This window comes from Bacillus sp. M13(2017), assembly GCF_002218325.1.
In the GTDB taxonomy this organism is placed as follows: domain Bacteria; phylum Bacillota; class Bacilli; order Bacillales; family Bacillaceae_G; genus Bacillus_A; species Bacillus_A thuringiensis_K.
Genome location: NZ_KZ268505.1, coordinates 84565 through 105083 on the forward strand (window position 1 = coordinate 84565; position 20519 = coordinate 105083).

Here is a 20519-nt window from a genome sequence, read left to right on the forward strand (position 1 = left end):
TTTTATAAGCGTTACTGAAAATATCAAATTAGCTCATTTGCACTAAAGGCTCAATTTTCGCCATAAATGATTGATGCAACGCCTCAACACCTGTTACTAAATGAAGGCGGTCAATAACGACAGACACTTTAATTTCTGATGTACTTACCATTTTAATATGAATATTTTCTTCTTTTAAAGTAGTGAACATATTTGCAGCGACACCAGGGTTAGATACCATGCCAGATCCTACGATTGATACTTTTGCTAAGTGATTTTCATGTTCTACAGATTCGTAGTGAAGAGTTTCTTGATTTTGTTCCAAAACTTTTAAAGTTTCTCTTAAATCATTCGAGTGAATGGAGAAGGAGAGATGTACAGTTCCTTCATTTGTAATACTTTGAATGATGATATCTACATTAATGTGTGCTGCTGCTAATGTAGAGAAAACTGTTGAAAGCGAGCCTTGTTCTAGTCCTTTAATTGTGACACGTGTAATGTTATCCTCAAATGCAATACCTTTAACGATTGATTGTTGTTCCATGTTACATTCTCCTTTTACAATTGTTCCGTTTTCTTGTTCCATACTTGAGCGAACTTCTAAAACTACGTTATGATTTTTAGCAAACTCAACAGCGCGCGGGTGTAATACGCCAGCACCGAGATTAGCAAGCTCTAACATTTCGTCATAAGAAATTTCATCTAATTTGTAAGCATCTTTTACAACTCGTGGGTCCGTCGTATATACGCCTGTCACATCCGTATAAATATCACATTTTTTTGCTTTAAGTGCAGCGGCTAGTGCGACAGCAGTCGTATCAGAACCACCACGGCCAAGCGTTGTAATTTCATTTGCTACACTTATACCTTGGAAACCAGCTACGATAACAATCGTGCCTTCAGCAAGATAAGATTGAATACGATCTGTATGAATGTCAGTAATCCGTGCACTACTATGTACAGATTCTGTCGTAATACCAGCTTGCCATCCTGTTAATGAAATTGCATGATAGCCTTTTGCTTGCAGTGCCATTGTTAATAATGAAATAGTTACTTGTTCTCCTGTAGATAGAAGCATATCCATTTCACGTTTACTTGGATTTTCTGTAATAGCGTTAGCGAGTGCGACAAGTTGATCCGTACTTTTTCCCATTGCTGAAACGACAGAGACAACGCTATGACCTCGTTCATATTCTTCAATAATTAAATTTGCTACATGTTGAATGCGTTCGACGCTTCCGACAGAAGTGCCACCAAATTTTTGAACAATTGTTTCCATTACAAATTCCTTCTTTCGTCTATTTTTAAGAATAGATTAGGAAATATATAAATCCCAATACTCCTGTAGTTACCAGAAAGACAAACAAAAAACACCATCTCAAATAAGTGAGGATGGTGCTGTTACAGGAAAAGGGAAACAGAAAACGGAGCTAATAAAAAAACCGCCAAAAAAGGAATATCATAAAAAAATGATATCTCTTTTTTGTAGATAGCTCTTCATACGTACACGTCTGTACATATGACAGTTCTGTTTCTATTCGAAAACAGCCCCAATTGATAAATGCAGAGAAATTTATCAATTTCGGCAATACTTCCTTTCATCTAAGTTCATAGACATCTCTGTGTCTCCATTAGAATACTCATAAGTATCGCAACCTCTATCTCACGTTTTAGGCGAGAGTGTTTGATTTATGAAGTTATTGGTAACATTTGTTTTATAATAATTTAAATTTTTCGGGGAATCAAGTGTTTTACATATATTTTAAAAATTCTTTCTTTTTACAGAAAAGTTTGTGAAAAATGTAGCAAAATAAATTCATTGCATGTACATTAAACTTATAGTGCATAGGAGGTGGGAGAATGAAAAGGAAACAGCCTATTTATGTTGCGACAAAAATGAACACGACGATGGAAAAATTATGGAGATATACGCAAGAACCAGATATACATACAGAGTGGGATGCTCGCTTTACTGAAATTTCGTATTTAGAGAAAAAAGAAGGAGAACCACAGAAGTTTTTGTATAAAACAAAGATTGGATTTGGGCTTGAAATAGCTGGAGAAGGGGAATCAATAGGTGAAATAAGAAAAGAAACTGGTGAAAGAATTTCCTCTTTAAAATTTTGGACGGATAATACATTATCTCTTATTCAAATAGGACGTGGTTATTGGAAGTATACGCCGAATAAAGAATACATCCATTTTGAGACACAATATGATTATGATACAAGATTTGGTCGTATAGGAAATGTAATAGATTCCTATATTTTTCGTCCGTTATTAGGTTGGGCGACCGCTTGGAGTTTTGATGCCTTAAAATTATGGTTAGAAAAGGGGCTTCATCCTAGGTTACTAATTAGAAGAACAATGACGTATTGGCTCGTATGCTTTTTATTTGCTTTTGTATGGATATATCAAGGGATAGTGCCGAAACTACTGTTTACTCATTCAGAAGAAGTAAAGATGCTTTCTGTATTAATTGGTTCAAATGAAAGTAGTGTATATATACTTAAAATAATTGGGGTGTTAGAAATAATTTTCGGTGTCGTATGGCTGTTGCCACTAACAAAACGAAAATTATTTATACTGCATATTATTGTATTACTAGTTTTAACGTTAGCGGCAGGATTTACGAATATCGCAAGCTTTACAGGGCCGTTTAATCCGATTACATTAAATGTTCTTCTAATGGGGTTATCAATTGTCGGTTATATAAATAGTTTCGATTTACCAAGCGCGAAAAATTGCAAGAGGGCGAGAAAGGGATAAGTGTATGGCTAATATGTATGAACGATTATTAGGGGATACCTATAAAAATCTTCATCCTGAATTGCAGAAGCGTTATGCCATTACAGAAGAGAATAGTTTTACAGGGGAAGGAAAGATGGATGAAATTTACGGTGGCTCTTTTTTCGTGAAATTTATATTGAAAATTGCATCGAAGTTTCGAATGTTTTTCTCGGAACGAGGAGAGGAAATTCCATTTACGATACAAAACATAGCTGAGCGAGATGAATATGGACAAGAATTAGTAAGGTGGAACCGTACTTTTTATTTTCATAATAAGAAAAGATATTTTAACGCAGTTATGCAATTGGATGAAAACGAAAATGAAATTGTAGATTATTTTGGCGAACCACATTTACTCGTTTCTACACTACATTTTCATATCGATGAGTTAGGGGCAATGCATATTGCTTCAAAGAAACAATGGTTTTATATGTTTGGAAGAAAAATTCCGTTGCCAAAATTCTTGTATGGTGAAGCAAAAATTGTTGAAAGTTATGATGCAACACTACAGTGTTTTCGAATTCATGTACAAGTACGAAACCCGTTAATTGGCTCGCTTTTTTCATATAAGGGAACATTTGTGGAAAGGAAATAAACGATATGAAAAATATAATATTTGGGCTTGCTTGTTATGTTGTTTTTCTATTATGTGAGCGGTCGAATATAAATCCTGTTGAAGCAATTATATTATTATCTGTTTTATTATTTATACCAATGTCACTTTGTATTATTGATAAAAGAAAAAGAGATGGATCGTATTTATTATTTTATAAATTCGTATCGTTTTTATATCCAATTGCAGCAATTTGTGCAATGCTAGCTTTCGTCACAAATCACTATGTATTTGCGCTAGTTTGGTTTGTATATACAGGAATTGTTGCGTTATTTGGTGTAAGTAGATTGCTAGAAAGAGGATGGAAGCCGTTAGAAGAGACCGCCATAGATAGTGCGTTTATTTATTTGTTTTTAGGTGGTTTTTGGTTTTTTGCTTCAGTAGCAAAACTTTCAATTATGCAGTTTAGCTCTGACATTGTTTTACTCACAGCTGCACATTTTCATTATTCGGCGTTTCTATTGCCATTATCAGCTGGTTTAATAGGGAGAAAAAGAGAAAAGAGAAGTAAAGTATATGATGTTATTATGTTTATCATCATGATTTCACCTATGACAGTCGCAATAGGAATTACATACTCGAGAATATTTGAATTTTTTGCAGTGTTTCTATATTTATGTGCGATTTATGGGTATGGATTTTACGTTTGGAGAGCAAAATTTAATGCTATCAGTGCAAAGATTTTTCTAATCGTTTCGTCTAGTACACTCATGGTTACAATTATGTTCTCACTTATATACTCATACGGGAATTTGAAGCATGTAATGACGATTACAATTGCTCAAATGGTTTGGATTCATGGTGTTGTCAATGGAATTGGAGTAGCGTTACCGGCATTTGTCGGCTGGATGATCGAAAAGAGTGTTCCGAATTATAAATACTATGGGAAACCAATGAGTAAATTAAGAGGAAGTGTGGCAATTGGTGAGGCTTTTTTATATAGCGGCAATTTAGTAGGCAGTAAGGAATACAACGGTTTAGTTGATCAAATAACTGATTTTCATAGTGAGTCATTTGACGTGACGAAGGTACCTTTAAGTATTATTCGTTTTTATGAAAATACAACAGAGTATGAGTTGCAATCAAATATTAAATGGGCTCGTTGGTTCCGCCCATTTGCATTTTGTTATGAGAAAATGAGTAAGCGTGTGGGACAAATACATTTAGGAATGGGCGGCAATTGGGAAACGATGCATGGCTCTATCATTAATGTAATAGATGAGAAAGATGGAAGAGAGAATGTAAGGGCTTGGCTAAGGAAAAATGAAGCAGGTGAATCTATTTTTGTAGCTCTTTATTCAAAGCATACAAATAAGAATGAGACATATATGAATATCGCCTTACCTTTACCTTATTCGAATATGACTGGTATTTTGAAAATATATAATGATAGTCATGATTTAATCATTACTAGTAAGTTAAGAGAAAATGGTCAGGGAGATGAGGGGATTTATTTACATACTCGGTTCTTAACAATACGTTTACCATTAGCAGAGACTTTTATTATAAAAGAGCGCACGGATCACATACTAGAAGCTAATCATAGAATGTGGATATTTGGAGTTAAGTTTTTAGAAATTGATTATAAGATTAAGAAAGTAGAGGAGAAGTAAGAAAAGCTTGGAGAGATTTCAAGCTTTTTTACGTATGTGTAATTGTTATAGCAATTTGTTTATCTAGCTCATTATCCCAAACACGTTGAATTTCAAAAGTGCCTGTTTCAAAAAATAATGGGAATCTCTCTTTAAACCAATCTTGCATAGGAAGATGTAGTGCTGTATCGATTGGTATCCATAATAATTCGCCCTCAGAAGGGTTTAAAAGAAGTTCACCTTCAAATGAGTCTGTCCAGTAGTTAAATACCATGTACCGAACATTACTTTTCGGATTTACATATTCATCTAATCCTTTAAAAGTTAAATTCGAAACAAGTAATCCAGTTTCCTCTTTTACTTCTCTTATAGCGGCTTGAACGATACTTTCGGGGAAATCTACTTTGCCGCCAGGAGCGATATAGCCAGGGAAACTTCGATGGCTGGGGCGTTTTATGAGTAAAACTTCATTGTTGCGCTGGATCATACACATTGTATAGATGCGGTGCTCGATGTTATGTGAATTTGAAGGCATTGTAATGTATTCTCCTTTATTTTTCTTGATAATTTTACCATAACATAATAGTTTCTTATATAATTAAAATAGAATATTGTTAATTTTCGGCATTTTATTATGAAGTCTATAATCATTTGAAAAGAGGAGAGAAAGATGCAAGGGGAATTACAAAGAGAAAAAGATTTAGGGTATGTTGGTAAATTATTATCGCCAGTTAAAGAGTCACCACATTTTAAATTTTTATGGATTGGACAATTACTCTCGGCCTTAGGTAGTTCGATAACTATGGTCATACTTCCAGTTGTTGTGTATTCATTAACTGGCTCAACAGTTGTGATGGGGATGACAATGGCAATGTACATGCTACCTAATATTCTCGCTTTACCGTTTGCAGGTTTAATTGTAGACCGAATTGATCGGGTTAAATTAATGTTATTTACGGATATACTCCGCTGTATATTAATGCTATTACTTGCATCGCTTATATTTATGGATTTATTAACAATTACAGTTTTATATATTCTCGTTGCCTTATACGGACTTATGGAAGGGATATTCCAACCAGCATATTCTGCTGTAAGGGCGAAAGTATTCGTTCCTGAAATTCGTAATGCAGCTAACGCACTCACTCAAATGAGTAATCAAGGTATACGATTAATTGGGCCAGCACTTGGTGGGTTAATCGTATCGGTTGCGTCTGCAGGGATAGGTTTCGGCCTAGATGCAGTAACGTACTTATTATCATTTTTATGTTTATTATTTTTAAAAGAAATTAAGTTTAAAAAAGTAAAACCCATTGAAAAGAGTAAGCTTAATTACAAACAAGAGTTTATGGAAGGTGTTTTAGTTTTAAAAAGTCATCCGTGGCTGTGGATTACAATTTTAGTTTTTTCTTTTATAAATATTTGTTATGCCGTCATTATCGTCGTATTAATTCCGTGGTTATTTAATGTTCATCATCATTTTGAAGCTTACGTGTATGGACTTGGCATGGCCTTTTCTGGTGGTGGAGCTGTAATTGCCGCATTAATATTTGGTGGGAAAGAGCGGTGGCATAAGAGAGGATTACTGGCTTATGGAGGTGTTTTAATTAGTGGCATTGCTTTATTAATTATGCCATTCATTTCTTGGGCACCCGCCTTAATATTCTTAATGGTAATTGAAGGATTTGGCATGATGATATTTGGACTCATTTGGGAAACTAGTTTACAGGAACTTGTACCAGAAGAAGCATTCGGAAGAGTGGCAAGCCTTGATATGTTGGGTTCTTTTGCTTTATTGCCATTAGGGTATGTAGTTGTAGGCTGGTTAGCTACTGTCATAGGTGGCGAGATAACTATTATAACACTAGCTAGTTTAGTAATTTTAACAATTGGAATCGCATTGTCTGTACCGAGTATTCGTCGATTTAATTGATTATATGGGAAAAGGGGGTGATATGCATGACTATAGAAAACTTGAAAGATATAGTAACGAGGCAATTAGAGAGTAAATACATTTTGGAAGAAAAGGTCTTTGAAGCGAACAATTTTACAGTCTATATCGCTACCCATATAGAAAATAATCTAGCATATAATCAATTAGTATTAATAAAACATCTTTGTAATGAAAAAACGTCCGTACATATTTGGCACAAGAAAATTAGTATGGAAGCAACAGAATTGGAAATTACAAAAGAAGTGACGGAAGCGATACAAGAGGGTTTCAAAAGAGAAGAATAAGCCCTAAAGAAATTAGGACTTATTCTTCATTAAATACAAATGTTTGTTTCATTTTTTTACCTTCATTTACCGGATGGCCGTTATAAGAGAAATTCTTTTCTTCCCAAGTAATCACAACTTTAAAATTATGACTATTAAAGTCTAATGGGAATACCATGTAGTCAAAGCTTGTATGACTTTTAGAAATATTTTCATTAGGTGTAGTAGGTTTAAAGGTAGCTTTAGAGGTAGGATTGTTATCAAGTATTTCCACAGATACGTTTGATACATCATGACCGATGTTTTTTACGAGTAAACTATACGTATCAAATACACCTTGTTTTGGCTGGATTGCTTGCTTGTTTGAGTTATGAGATTTATCAATTTCGACATACCATTGTTTAGACTTTGACGCAATCGGTAGTGACTGAAATGTGTAAGCACTAGCTTGTATTGGTAGTGCTAAGCATAAAAGTGTAAAGAGAGTTAATATTTTTCGTTTCATTTTTTTAGAGCTCCCATTCTTTAATAGATTTACTTGTTATTATCTTCTCTTTACGAGTAAATATACCATATAATGTAAGGTAGCTATTGTGAGTAGTGAATCAATATTTTATTCACTACTCTTATAGCTGGCATAATTACGTATGTAGTAAGAAAGAATAAATTTGTTTTTTTATATTTAGATTGCTGCCCTTTTTAAAAGAGCTATTTTTACGTTTTAAAAAAAATATACTAAGAGTTCCGTATAAATTATTTATTTTAATGTAGTTAAATGTGCTTGTAGATGTGAAATTAGAGAAGGAAGCTGTGTAGAGATGTTTCTACACAGCTTTTTAGGATATGAAAAAATTACCAAAAATATGTTAAAATAACATTATCATACAACAAGGGGGATTCGTTTTATGGAAAATGGACATCTTGCTAAAGTAGATTTAACGAAAAAAATTGAATCAAAATCTAAGTACAACAAGAAACTCGAAAAATATCAAAGGCGCTTATTAGCATTACAGCAAATTTTGAAAGAAGAAAAAATCGCGGTTATGCTTGTTATGGAAGGATGGGATGCGGCTGGTAAAGGTGGGGTAATTAAGCGGGTGACGGAACATCTTGACCCGCGTGGGTTCCAAGTAAATCCAATTGGAGCGCCTGCACCTCATGAAAAACGTTACCATTATTTGCAACGTTTCTGGCGCAAAATTCCACAGTACGGGCAAATTACCATTTTTGATCGCTCATGGTACGGTCGAGTGTTAGTTGAGCGTGTTGAAGGTTTTGCTACAAAGGAAGAGTGGATGAGAGCATACGATGAGATTAATGGTTTTGAAAAACTACTAACAGATGACCATTACATAATAGGGAAGTTCTTCTACCATATAAGTAAAGAGGAACAGTTAAAGAGATTTAAAGATAGAGAGAAAAATCCTTTGAAAAGATGGAAAATTACAGACGAAGATTGGCGTAATCGTGAAAAATGGGATGAGTATGTTGAAGCGATGGAAGACATGTTTGAAAAAACAAGTAAGCAAAATGCGAAGTGGCATATTATTGAAAGTAACGATAAATTGTATGCCCGTGTGAAAACGTTAAAAATCATTATTTCATTCATAGAGGATTATTTCTTAGAACATGGTATAGAATTGCCTTCTTATTATTATGAAATGAAAGAGGATATTGAAGTTTTGCAAGATGTAGGTGTGAAAGAGTAAATAAGAAAATGGCCCTGTGAATTGGTAAAACCAAATTATGGGGCTTTTTTATTTAGAAACATTTTACAAATAACAAAATAAGGTATATAATCGATAATCATATTAATATTGTTAATATGATTATCGATTATATACTATGTGGGGGTTTTACTTTGAAGGGAAGAGATGTTGTTTTAGGTTTATTAATGGAAAAGGAATTGTCTGGTTACGATATTAAAATTGTGTTTGAAGACGTATTTACTCATTTTTTTGATGGAAGTTTTGGAATGATTTATCCAACGTTACGACAATTGGAGAATGAGGGGAAAATAAAAAAAGAAGTTGTCATGCAAGAGGGAAAACCGAATAAGAAAATGTACTTTATTACAGATGAGGGGCGTGAAGAATTTTATCAATACATGCAGACGCCTGTAGAGAAGGATGTTTTACGTTCGGATTTTTTAATGAGAATGTATTTTGGTAACTATAGTGATGATGTAACAATAAAAAAATGGATTAAAGATGAAATTGAAAGAAAAGAAGCGTACATTGCAGATCTTCGATTGAAATATGAAAAGTGGAGAGTAGGTATTACTTTCGTCGAAGAAATTTCACTAGATGTAGGTATTGCATCGTATAGTGCACAAGTGGAGACTTTGAAGAAAAAATTAGAAGAGTTAGAGGCGAAAGAAAACAATAAAACAGAAGAATGAAAAACGCGTTCACAATAAATAAAGGGGTATATAAAGATGGAGCAAACAAAGGGTATTAAGATTGTCTTTTTAATGTGTCTAGGTATCTTTCTTTGTATGATTGATACGACAATTATGAATATAGCTTTACCGGCAATACAATCGAGTGTAAATACTTCATTAGAAAAGATGTCTTGGGTATTAAATGTTTATACAATGACGATTGCAGTACTCGCCATTCCGTTAGGGCGGATAGCTGATATCTTTGGAAAAGCAAAGATGTATATTCTTGGTTTGGTGATTTTTGGTGGTGGATCGGTACTTTGCGCTTTTGCTAATACAGGTGATTTTCTTATTTTTTCTCGTTTTATACAAAGTATTGGGGCAGCGATTTTATTTCCAACAAGTATGGTAATTGGTGTATCAGCTATGCCATTAGCTAAGAGGCATGTTGCGCTTGCGATTTTAGGAGTAACACAAGGATTGTCAGCTGCTATGGGACCAGTGATAGGTGGAATTATTACGCAAAATTTAGGATGGAGATGGGTGTTCTTCGTTAATGTTCCGGTTTGTATAATAGGAATCGTGTTATGTTGCATCATGCTACAAATAAAAAATGAAGAACGTATTATCTCAAAAATAGATTGGATAGGACTACTATTAAGTAGCACAGCAATTTTTTCATTTACTCTCATATTAGTAAAAGGTAATACATGGGGATGGCAAAGTAATATTGCTTTGTCTTGTTATGCAATTAGCACTATTTCTCTTATTCTATTTGTTTTAGTAGAACGAAAGATTCATAACCCAATGGTGAATTTAAAGTTATTTCAAGATCGAATGTTTGTCGGAGCGTCTATCGTTGTTATATTAAGTAATTTATTTTTAATTGGAGTTACTGTATTGCTTCCAACGTTCTTGACGAAACTACAAGGTCGGACGGAAATTGAAGCGGCTTTTTTAGTGACACCTATTTCAGCAATGATATTTTTAATTTCACCAGTTGCAGCAACTTTAATTAAAAAACTCGGAAAAGTAACTATTATTTTGTCAGGATTTCTTGTTATGGGGCTTTCCTACTATTGGTTGCAAATGATTGATGTTCATTCAACAAATATAGAAATTATTATTCCGTGTATGATATTAGGTGTTGGATATGGTTTAGTAGTGGGGCTAATTACAGTTTTAAGTGCTTCTTCATTTGAAGGAGAACTGTTAACTGCTTCTCAAAGTGTTGTATCAATGTTACGACAAGTTGGAATTGTATTGGCGGTTGCAATATTTGTCTCTAACTTAACTCATAATTTAACTGTAAATAAAGAAAAAGTATATCGTTATGCAGAAGAAAAGGTGCGGAATATTCATGTGAATAGTACTGAGCAAACTGAAATTTTACAAATAACTAAAGAAAAAATAGAGAATCAAAGTTTAGAATCGAATATAAATAAGAAACAAAATGCAATGACAATGGGATTAAGTAAAGAGAAGAAGGAAGAATTGATTCGCGACAAGACGGATGAAATATTAAGAAAAGTTCCAGTAGAATATAGGGATGTAAAAAGAGAAGAAGTTATGAGGCAAGTGACAAAAGAAGTTGAAAAACAAGAGGAAAGTATAAAGAAAGAGGTACTCACATTCTCGAATGATGTGAATCATTATGCCAAGAATCAGATGGCTATGAGTTTTACAGATTTATATAAAGCAAGTGTGCCAATTATATTAATTTGTGCTTTCGTAAGTTTGTTGTTTTGGGAAGGAAGAGCTTTGAGTAAAAAGAGAAGGGGAAGGATAGTAGAAGAAGTGTAAAGGGAAACAGGCTGCTATTAGCCTGTTTTTTCATTGTTTTCTCCTTGCGTATTGTGAATAGTAGTATTTTTAATATAGCATGGGATAAGTCGAGTATGATTAGAAAGTTTTTTAGAATGAAAGGTATGAATGGAAAATGCCATTGAATATGTAACATTATACATAGTACATTAACAAGAGGGATTAATTTTAAAAGGAGGATGGGGAATTGCTAGATAAGGCAGGGGCTTTAATAGATAATCATGTGTACACAGAAGAGGAGCAACAAAAACTATACAAACGAACGTTAATAATCGTCAGCATTTCACAAATGTTTGGCGGTGCAGGACTAGCTGCTGGTATTACAGTGGGAGCACTTCTTGCGCAGCAAATGCTTGGAACAGATGCATTTGCAGGATTACCGACTGCTATGTTTACATTAGGATCGGCATTAGCAGCTTTCATAGTAGGGAAGCTTTCGCAACGATATGGACGCCGGATAGGTCTTGCAACAGGGTTTATAGTAGGCGGATTTGGAGCAATTGGTGTTGTAATGGCAGCTTTAACGAATAGCATTATTCTTTTACTTATTTCTTTACTCATATATGGTGCCGGTACAGCCACGAATCTACAAGCTCGTTATGCAGGTACAGATTTAGCAGATAAGAAGCAGAGAGCAACGGCTGTTAGTATTACGATGGTAATGACGACTTTCGGTGCAGTTGCAGGACCAAATTTAGTAGGAGTAATGGGTAGTTTTGCTCATTCAATTGGAGTTCCTAAACTTGCAGGTCCGTTCATACTATCGGCAGCAGCATTTATACTGGCGGGGCTAGTTCTTTTTGTTATGCTTCGTCCAGATCCTTTAATTATTGCTAACATAATAGAAAGATATAAACAGGAACATACATATAAAGGGCAACCAATAACAGAAGAAGCGAAAGAAAATAAACGAGGTATTACAGTTGGAGCAATCGTAATGATACTTACGCAAATCGTGATGGTTGCGATTATGACGATGACGCCAGTTCATATGGGACACCACGGTCACGGTTTAAGTGCAGTAGGACTTGTGATAGGTTTTCATGTAGGTGCAATGTATCTTCCATCTCTCGTTACAGGAATGTTAATTGATAAAATTGGCCGAACTACAATGAGCATAGCTGGTGGAGTGATTTTACTTGCAGCGGGTGTCATAGCTGCGATAGCGCCAAGTGATTCTTTATTATTATTAATCGTTGCTCTTTCTTTACTTGGGCTAGGATGGAACCTCGGATTGATTAGTGGTACAGCACAAATTGTTGATTCCACAACACCGTATACACGTGCTAAAACACAAGGGAAAATAGATGTTTTTATTGCGCTAGCTGGAGCTTCTGGTGGAGCGATGTCAGGTATGGTAGTAGCGAATTCAAGTTATGCGGCATTGTCATTGGCTGGAGGCGTGTTAGCGTTGTTACTTATTCCTGTTGTGATATGGTCTCGAAAAGGGGTAAGAAATTAAATGAAGAAGAGGTTCTAGTTACTGACTAGAGCCTCTTTTTATACACTTAAATTAAATTCCATTCTAAAATAAGTCCTAAATGCGTAAGTCCGCCACCGAATCCGTATAGTAAAAGTGTGTCTCCATTATTTAACTTTCCTTCTTTTATAGCTAAATCTAGAGCGAGTGGAATGGTGACTGAAGAGGTATTCCCCATATATTCCACGCTCGTTAATGTTTTTTGTATTGGAATTTGAGATTTTTCGCAAATAGATTCGATCATTCGTAAGTTAGCGCTGTGGGGTATGAACCAGTCTATATCATCTACTTGCATATTTGCGGTATGTATTAAATCTTTTATGCCTTTTGGCACTGTACGTGTTGCCCATTTATATACTTCTCTTCCATTTTGAACGATTTTTTCATTTGTTTGCAGTGGTGTGCCATTCATAGTAGTAGATAAGTTTGTTCTATATAGATGAATGCCGCCATCACCGTTTGTTCCCATGTGAGCAGCGATAAAGCTTGGGGTGTCTTCATCTCTTTCTAATAAAATAGCTCCAGCACCATCACCGAATAAAATACAGGTCGTTCTATCGCTATAATCAGTAACTTTAGATAATGTTTCTGTCGCTACGACAAGTACTTTTTCATGTGATCCAGAAGTGATTAAGCTATTACCGACGTGTAGTCCATATGTAAAACCAGCACAAGTTGCATTTAAATCAAAAGCTAGTGTATGAGGTATGTTGAAGTATTGTTGTATTTGGCAAGCAACACTAGGGAAAACGTAATCAGCAGTAGTAGTAGCGACAATGATACAGTCGACATCTTCTAAGTTTTTCTTATATGTTGTACATAAATTTTTAATTGCTTTAATGGCTAAGTTTGAGGAGTATTCTTCTTCGCTAGCGATTCTTCTTTCCCTCATTCCTGTTCTTTGTAAAATCCATTCATCATTCGTATGGACCATCTTTTCTAAATCGTTATTAGACAATATTTGATCTGGAACATAAGTACCAATTGCAGTAATACGAGATTTAGAATGCATAGAAACATCTCCTAACTTTTATTTTTATAACCTGATACTAATATCAGGTTATAAAAATGTCAATAAAGATTTTTGTTGTATTAAAACGATAATACTTAACTTACTATGAAGGAATTTGGCGAGTGCTGTAAAAATAATATACGAGAAGTTTCTAAAATTGATAATTGCTTTTGTTATTTTTGTTGTGAAAAAACTCGCAAAAAATGACGATTAAAGTAAAAATATAACGATTTTCTTTAGTGTGATATAGGTTGTTAAACCTTGTGAAAGCGAATTACTTATGCTACACTTTATGTAACTTAAAATGAACGGAGGGGCTTCCTTTGATCTTAATCAGATTACGTCTCAATACTTTGTGCCAATAATTGAATAGCGCTCAAAGGCTCTGTCTGTGTACAGAGTGAACGGGATTGGTCTGCCTATTTTAAAGGAACCCTTTATTAAGCTTATATGTGAAAAAGAGGGAGGGACGAATACGCCCTCTTTTTGTTTTGCCTTTATAAATAGAATGGGATTGTATAGGTGAACACTTATTGTGGATACGTATACAATCTTGGGACTTTTTGACTATAAAATAGGATGAAAGCATAGCTTTCTTCTATTTCTTTGGTGAACCCTTATCCGTTTACGAAAACACAGGCAGCGACCTGTGTTTTTTATTTTACGTAATCGAAATGGAGGAATAAATATATGGAAGAAGTATTACAAAGAGCAGTTTTAGTTGGAGTAAATGTAGGTAATGAAGATGATTTTGCATATTCGATGGAAGAGTTAACAAATCTTGCGGAAGCTTGTGATGTAGAGGTAATTGGGCAAGTAACGCAAAATTTACAACGAGTAAATCCATCGCATTATATCGGAAAAGGAAAGATTGAAGAAGTTGCAGCGTATGTACAAGAAATAGATGCGAATATGGTTATCTTTAATGATGAATTATCTCCTTCACAAATTCGAAATTTAGAAGAGGATTTAGATTGTAAGGTAATTGATCGTACCATTTTAATTTTAGATATTTTTGCGCAACGTGCGAAAACGAAAGAAGCACAGCTACAAGTAGAAGTAGCCCATCTTCAGTATATGATGCCTCGTTTAATCGGTCTTCGTGAATCGTTAGGAAGACAGAGCGGCGGCGTTGGTACGAAAAATAAAGGTGTCGGTGAAAAGAAGTTAGAGTTAGACCGTCGTAAAATTGAAGAACAAATTTCAGTTTTAAATAAAGATTTAGAAGCGCTCGTTGCCCAGCGTCAAACGCAGCGAAAGCAGCGTAAGAAAAATGAAATACCTGTTGTAGCATTAGTAGGTTATACGAATGCAGGAAAGTCAACGACGATGAATGCAATGCTTGAAATTTATAATGGTACAGAAGAAAAGCAAGTATTTGAAAAAGATATGTTATTCGCGACGTTAGAAACATCTGTACGAAATATTGATTTACCAGATAATAAATCATTCTTATTAACAGATACAGTTGGATTTGTAAGTAAATTACCACATCATCTTGTGAAAGCGTTCCGTTCAACGTTAGAAGAAGTAGCGGAAGCAGATTTACTTATTCACGTCGTAGATTACGCAAATCCAAATTATGAACAATTAATTGATATTACAAATGAAACGTTAAAGAAAATTGGAGTAGAAAATATTCCAACGATCTATGCTTATAATAAATCAGATATGGTAGATGTTGAAATTCCGAAAGTGCAAGAAGATCGTGTTTATTTATCAGCGAAGAAACAAGTTGGAATTGAAGAACTTGTAGAAATGATTCGCTCACACATCTATAAAGAATATACGAAGTGTGAAATGTTAATTCCATATGATCAAGGACAGGTAGTTTCGTATTTCAATAATCATGCGCACGTTTTATCAACGAGTTATGAAAATGAAGGTACGAAACTAGAAGTGGAATGTAAGACGAGCGATTACGAGAAGTATAAGCGTTTTGCAATTTAATGTAAGAGGCAACCCAGTTTGTGATTGGGTTGCCTTTTTCTATAATGTTTTACGGCTGAAAGTTACAAGGATGCAAGTCAATGATGGGAGTTAAGTTATATTTCTGGAAAAAGAAATGAAAGCAGTATAGAATAGAAATGTTTCAAAAGTCAGAATTTATTACACCTACTGTAATAAATATATTTTTTGTACAGAAAGGAGCGATTCACATATGCAGGCAGTTTCGCAAAAAAACACAGTAGAAACACCGACAATATATCGAATATTATTTGCGATTAGCTTTGGACATTTTTTAAATGATTCGATGCAAGCAGTTGTACCGGCGTTGTTTCCTATTTTGGAAAAAACGATGAATTTATCCTATATGCAAGTAGGGTGGATTGCGTTTGCGTTAAATATGACGTCATCGATTATGCAACCGGTGTTTGGTATGTATTCAGATAAGAAGCCGTCACCATTTTTATTACCACTCGGCATGTTTTCAAGTATGCTTGGAATGATTGGACTCGCGTTTGCACCAAACTTTATTATTGTTATTATTTCTGTTTTATTTATTGGTTTAGGTTCCGCAGTCTTTCATCCAGAAGGCGCTCGTGTTGCGTATATGGCGGCAGGTGCAAAACGAGGGTTAGCGCAAGCGATTTATCAAGTTGGGGGAAACACGGGGAATTCTTTAGCTCCTATCTTTACAGCGCTAATTTTCGTTCCACTCGGTCAAATTGGTTCATTAGGTTTTACAGCATTTGCAGCAGTAGGAATTGCATTATTAATTTTCGTATCGAATTGGTACAAAAATGAATTAGCAACCGGCGCTGTAAGAAGGAAGAAGAGAGCTGCGCTTGAGGCGGAAAATGCAATTGTAAGTACACATATTAAATTCGTAATTATACTTCTTGTTTTTCTTACTTTTGTGCGCTCTTGGTACGGTGCAGGTATCGGGAATTTCTATCAATTTTACTTAATTGAGCATTATGGTTTATCTATAAAAAATGCCCAGTATTTCGTATTCGCATTTATGATTGCTGGTGTGTTAGGCACTTTCTTCGGAGGACCGTTAGCAGATCGATTTGGTAAGAAAAACATCATCGTATTTTCAATGTTAGGTTCAGCGCCACTTGCACTGTTATTACCACATGTCTCACTTGTGTGGGTCGTACCTTTATTTTTATGTATCGGTTTTATTAGTTCAAGTAGTTTTAGTGTAATTGTTGTATACGCGCAAGAGCTTGTTCCGGGAAAAGTGGGGATGGTATCAGGTCTAATTGTAGGTCTTGCGTTCGGCCTTGGTGCTCTAGGTGCTGTAGTACTAGGAAAGTTAGCTGATATATATAGCCTTCAGTTCATTATGATATTATGTAGTTGTTTACCGTTAATTGGACTTACTTCATGGTTATTACCAAGTGATAAGAAAACGATAGAATAGGGGATGCACTATGAAATTATGTGAAAACGTAACAGAATTAATAGGAGATACACCTGTCGTCCGATTATCTAAATTTATTCCGGAAGACGCAGCGGACGTGTATGTGAAACTAGAAATGTTTAATCCATCACGTAGTGTGAAAGACCGTGCTGCTTATAATTTACTTCACGTTGCAGAAGAAAATGGTCTCATTAAACCAGGGGATACAATTATTGAACCGACAAGTGGGAATACAGGAATTGGTTTAGCGATGAACGCAGCAGCTAAAGGGTATAAAGCGATTTTAATTATGCCAGACAATATGTCAAAAGAGCGTATTAATTTATTGAAAGCATACGGGGCAGAAGTAGTTTTAACACCAGCAGAACAAAGAATGCCAGGAGCAATTGCGAAGGCGTTAGAACTGCAAAAACAAATACCGAATAGTTTTATCCCGCAACAATTTGAAAATCCAGCTAATCCGAATATTCACCGTTATACGACTGCACTTGAAATTTACGAACAAATGGATGGAGAGCTTGATGCTTTTGTTGCAACGGCAGGAACAGGTGGAACGATTACAGGGACTGGTGAAACGTTAAAAGAGAAATTACCAAACTTATATATTGCAGTAGTGGAACCGAAAGGATCTCCCGTTTTATCAGGTGGTGTACCAGGTCCTCATAAACTAGTAGGAACAAGCCCAGGATTTATTCCGAAAAACTTAAATACAGAAGTGTATAACGAAATTATTCAAATTGCAGACGAAGAGGCTTTAACGACAATGAGAAATTTAGCTAGACAAGAAGGATTATTAGTTGGGCCATCTTCTGGAGCATCTGTTTACGCTGCGATTATGATAGCGAAACGTCTAGGCGTTGGTAAAAAAGTTTTATGTATTGCGCCTGATACAGGTGAACGTTATTTGAGCATGGGGTTATTTGAATAAAAAAGGATAGAAACACCTTAATAGTGAATAGCTGCTATTAAGGTGTTTGGTTTATGGAATGAAGAGGGGGAGAAGAACAATGAAACTATTAAAACCAATCCATGAATATAGTGAGCATATTACGGCGTATAGACAGGCATTTTTACAATCAGGGGAACAACCACATGGAAGTAGTTCTTTACAAAACTTTGATTCTCTTGATGAATGGTTTGAAAAAGTGAGTAAACAAGAACTAGGAGAAAATATACTAGCTAATCGAGTGCCATCTAGCCAGTTTTTAAGTTTTGAAAAAAGGGAACTTATAGGTTTTGTGAATATTAGACATAGATTAAATCCAGAATTATTACGGGAAAGCGGTCATATTGGATATAGTGTCCATCCAAATAAACGTCGCCACGGTTACGCTACGAAACAACTAAAGCTTGCATTAGCTGAAGCACAAAAATTAGGATTACAGAAAGTGTTAATAACTTGCGATAAATCCAATATCGGTTCTGCTAAAACGATTCAAAAGGTTGGCGGTGTGTTAGAAAATGAAGTAGTTTCTTCTCGTACTGGTGAAGTTATTCAGCGCTATTGGATAGAAATATGATGTAGTAGGAATTTGAAAAGGTAATGCAAGCTGTAAAATCGAAATAGATAAATGAAATATAAGGGATTACTGCAATTTTAGGGGGAAATGAAATGGGATTAAAAGAGAAAGCGATAGAGATGTCAGAGATTTATAGGAAAAATCCGAAAGTGGAAGCTATTATTTTAGCGGGTTCAGTAGCTAGAAAACTTGAAGATGAACATTCAGATATAGAATTACATATTTTATGGTCAACACCGCCGGAAGATGAGGATCGTAGGGCCCCTATTTATCATATTGATGGGAAAATATTATCGTATCATCCGTATGAGGAAGAAGAATGGTCGGAAACGTATTTAACGAAAGAGGGAATTAAATTAGAGATTAGTAACTTTTTAACAGAGACAGTAGAGAAAGTGATTTCGGATGTGGTGGATCAATATGATATAAGTTATGAAAAACAATGTATTGTATCATCTGTTCATGATGGTGTTAGTTTGTATGGAGAAGGGAAAGTGAATGAATTAAAAGATAGAGTAGCGGCATATCCAGATGAACTAGCAAAACGGATGATTTCAGAAAATCTATGGTTAAGTAATCGTTGGCACAATCGAAAGGCGCTTTTAAAACGGAAAGATTGGCTTATGCTTTATGATGTTATTTGTGAAGTACAAAGGAATGTATTTGGTGTTTTATTTGGTTTGAATAAAATGTACGTGCATCATCCAGCGTTTAAATGGATGCCTAATAATGTGGAACGAATGACTATTAAACCTGAAAAATTATATAAACGTATGGCAGATACATTAATAGGGAGTCCAGAAAATAGTGTGCAGGAGTTAGAGTTGCTAATAGAAGAAGTATTGCAACAAGTTCATACATACGCGCCAGGAGTAAATGTGGATGAGCAAGAAAAATCTATTTTTTATTTTGTGAAATAGAAAATAGTAATAAGGGGGAAGTTATGGGGTTTTTTAATAGGTTTTTTAAAAAAGTTGAAAAAGTAAATGAGCAAGAGGCCACTCTTCATGAATTAAGTGAAGAATTGTATGTTGAATCACCGGTAGAGGAAGCGACTAGTTACTGGGTATCAATGGCACAAAATATAATTATTAATGCTGTAAAAGCAGCTGACAATGATGTGGAACGTGCCTTCGTATTATTGAATTTGAAGAAAGGTGAGGCTTCATTTGATATTTTTTATCAAATAAACGGACAATTGTATTTCTGGGATCAGCTAGAAAATGAGACGATAAAAAATAGAATTCAGAACGAGTTGTTACCGCAAGCTCCAGAAGTTTCAAATGCAGTAAATGAGCAATTTCGTGAAGCTGATCACCCTATAATTTCGTTCGCACAATTGCAGTTTGAATGGGAAACGAAAGCCTGGTTCTCACATATAATTTGGGAAGATAACCTTGCTGCTCAATTGCCAAAAACTCAAATTTTAAATGAATGGTTTCGTGTAATTAAAGAAGAAACGAAAAATAGACCACTGGATAGTGATGCGGAATTTTCTTGGTATCCATCAAACTCTTAAAAACTAATACAGATAGAGATAGGTTATGTTTCTAGATGATTTTTCTTCTGGAATAAGTATCAATAATACGTAATTCTTTTTCTATTGCCTGTTAGAATTCGTTATGTACTAATCTACTTGTTTTCTAAACTAAAACTTATATTTCGAATTTTTAAATAGATTGTAATACATAAAAATTCAAAATATAAGTTGACACTATTTTTAATGTGTGATAAAA

Annotated in this window: 19 protein-coding genes and 1 riboswitch; of the genes, 15 read left to right on the top strand and 4 right to left on the bottom strand. The window is 34.8% G+C overall.

The window, feature by feature from the left end; translation table 11 throughout:
* Nucleotides 1-28 precede the first annotated feature (28 nt).
* Nucleotides 29-1258 (bottom strand): aspartate kinase, encoded by a 1230-nt coding sequence (locus CGQ22_RS15505; protein ID WP_000448071.1) that lies wholly within the window; start codon nt 1256-1258, stop codon nt 29-31.
* Between the two features lie 203 nt (nt 1259-1461).
* Nucleotides 1462-1648: riboswitch (Lysine riboswitch) on the bottom strand.
* Between the two features lie 191 nt (nt 1649-1839).
* Between CGQ22_RS15505 and CGQ22_RS15515 the strand changes: the two genes are divergently transcribed.
* The 3 genes from CGQ22_RS15515 to CGQ22_RS15525 are packed head-to-tail and all read left to right on the top strand — an operon-like array spanning nt 1840 to nt 4995.
* On the top strand, nt 1840-2748 hold the full coding sequence (locus tag CGQ22_RS15515) for a DoxX-like family protein (protein WP_000823952.1): 909 nt from the start codon (nt 1840-1842) through the stop codon (nt 2746-2748).
* Nucleotides 2749-2752: 4 nt separating this feature from the next.
* A complete protein-coding gene (locus tag CGQ22_RS15520; protein ID WP_000002648.1) occupies nt 2753-3364 on the top strand; it encodes a DUF4166 domain-containing protein in 612 nt (203 codons plus the stop codon).
* Nucleotides 3365-3369: 5 nt separating this feature from the next.
* Nucleotides 3370-4995: a YndJ family protein gene (locus CGQ22_RS15525; protein ID WP_000789393.1), complete on the top strand. Its 1626-nt coding sequence runs from the start codon at nt 3370-3372 to the stop codon at nt 4993-4995.
* 28 nt (nt 4996-5023) lie between these two features.
* Here CGQ22_RS15525 and CGQ22_RS15530 read toward each other — a convergent pair whose 3' ends face one another.
* Nucleotides 5024-5509: an 8-oxo-dGTP diphosphatase gene (locus CGQ22_RS15530; protein WP_089148945.1), complete on the bottom strand. Its 486-nt coding sequence runs from the start codon at nt 5507-5509 to the stop codon at nt 5024-5026.
* A gap of 135 nt (nt 5510-5644) precedes the next feature.
* On the opposite strand from CGQ22_RS15530, the gene CGQ22_RS15535 reads away from it, so the two are divergent.
* Both CGQ22_RS15535 and CGQ22_RS15540 read left to right on the top strand, forming a co-directional pair.
* Entirely contained in the window at nt 5645-6907 is a 1263-nt protein-coding gene (locus tag CGQ22_RS15535; RefSeq protein WP_089148946.1) for an MFS transporter, read from the top strand.
* 26 nt (nt 6908-6933) lie between these two features.
* Nucleotides 6934-7212 (top strand): hypothetical protein, encoded by a 279-nt coding sequence (locus tag CGQ22_RS15540; RefSeq protein ID WP_089148947.1) that lies wholly within the window; start codon nt 6934-6936, stop codon nt 7210-7212.
* Nucleotides 7213-7231: 19 nt separating this feature from the next.
* On the opposite strand, the gene CGQ22_RS15545 is transcribed toward CGQ22_RS15540, so the two are convergent.
* Nucleotides 7232-7696, bottom strand: coding sequence for a hypothetical protein (locus CGQ22_RS15545; protein WP_000823344.1), 465 nt, complete (start codon nt 7694-7696; stop codon nt 7232-7234).
* 400 nt (nt 7697-8096) lie between these two features.
* On the opposite strand from CGQ22_RS15545, the gene CGQ22_RS15550 reads away from it, so the two are divergent.
* The 4 genes from CGQ22_RS15550 to CGQ22_RS15565 all read left to right on the top strand — a co-directional run bounded on the left by CGQ22_RS15550 (nt 8097) and on the right by CGQ22_RS15565 (nt 12860).
* Complete coding sequence (locus CGQ22_RS15550) at nt 8097-8900, top strand: polyphosphate kinase 2 family protein (protein WP_000427325.1); 804 nt, start codon at nt 8097-8099, stop codon at nt 8898-8900.
* Between the two features lie 152 nt (nt 8901-9052).
* Nucleotides 9053-9592, top strand: a complete 540-nt coding sequence (locus CGQ22_RS15555) for a PadR family transcriptional regulator (RefSeq protein WP_000678333.1) — start codon at nt 9053-9055, stop codon at nt 9590-9592.
* Nucleotides 9593-9628: 36 nt separating this feature from the next.
* Entirely contained in the window at nt 9629-11377 is a 1749-nt protein-coding gene (locus CGQ22_RS15560; RefSeq protein ID WP_089148948.1) for an MFS transporter, read from the top strand.
* Nucleotides 11378-11585: 208 nt separating this feature from the next.
* Nucleotides 11586-12860 carry an MFS transporter gene (locus CGQ22_RS15565; protein ID WP_000884515.1) on the top strand — a complete coding sequence of 425 codons (1275 nt, stop codon included), beginning with the start codon at nt 11586-11588 and terminating at the stop codon, nt 12858-12860.
* A 46-nt stretch (nt 12861-12906) separates the two neighbouring features.
* On the opposite strand, the gene CGQ22_RS15570 is transcribed toward CGQ22_RS15565, so the two are convergent.
* Complete coding sequence (locus CGQ22_RS15570; RefSeq protein ID WP_000555746.1) at nt 12907-13890, bottom strand: ketoacyl-ACP synthase III; 984 nt, start codon at nt 13888-13890, stop codon at nt 12907-12909.
* Between the two features lie 690 nt (nt 13891-14580).
* Here CGQ22_RS15570 and hflX point away from each other — a divergent pair.
* The 6 genes from hflX (at nt 14581) to CGQ22_RS15600 (ending at nt 20302) form a co-directional block, all read left to right on the top strand.
* Entirely contained in the window at nt 14581-15840 is a 1260-nt protein-coding gene (gene hflX / locus CGQ22_RS15575; protein WP_000393286.1) for a GTPase HflX, read from the top strand.
* A gap of 211 nt (nt 15841-16051) precedes the next feature.
* Entirely contained in the window at nt 16052-17263 is a 1212-nt protein-coding gene (locus CGQ22_RS15580) for an MFS transporter (protein ID WP_001149411.1), read from the top strand.
* Between the two features lie 10 nt (nt 17264-17273).
* Nucleotides 17274-18191: a cysteine synthase A gene (gene cysK, locus CGQ22_RS15585; RefSeq protein WP_000762273.1), complete on the top strand. Its 918-nt coding sequence runs from the start codon at nt 17274-17276 to the stop codon at nt 18189-18191.
* Nucleotides 18192-18270: 79 nt separating this feature from the next.
* Complete coding sequence (locus CGQ22_RS15590) at nt 18271-18783, top strand: GNAT family N-acetyltransferase (protein ID WP_000771275.1); 513 nt, start codon at nt 18271-18273, stop codon at nt 18781-18783.
* A gap of 92 nt (nt 18784-18875) precedes the next feature.
* Nucleotides 18876-19703 carry a DUF4037 domain-containing protein gene (locus CGQ22_RS15595; RefSeq protein WP_089148949.1) on the top strand — a complete coding sequence of 276 codons (828 nt, stop codon included), beginning with the start codon at nt 18876-18878 and terminating at the stop codon, nt 19701-19703.
* 23 nt (nt 19704-19726) lie between these two features.
* Complete coding sequence (locus CGQ22_RS15600) at nt 19727-20302, top strand: hypothetical protein (protein ID WP_000505538.1); 576 nt, start codon at nt 19727-19729, stop codon at nt 20300-20302.
* Nucleotides 20303-20519: the final 217 nt, after the last annotated feature.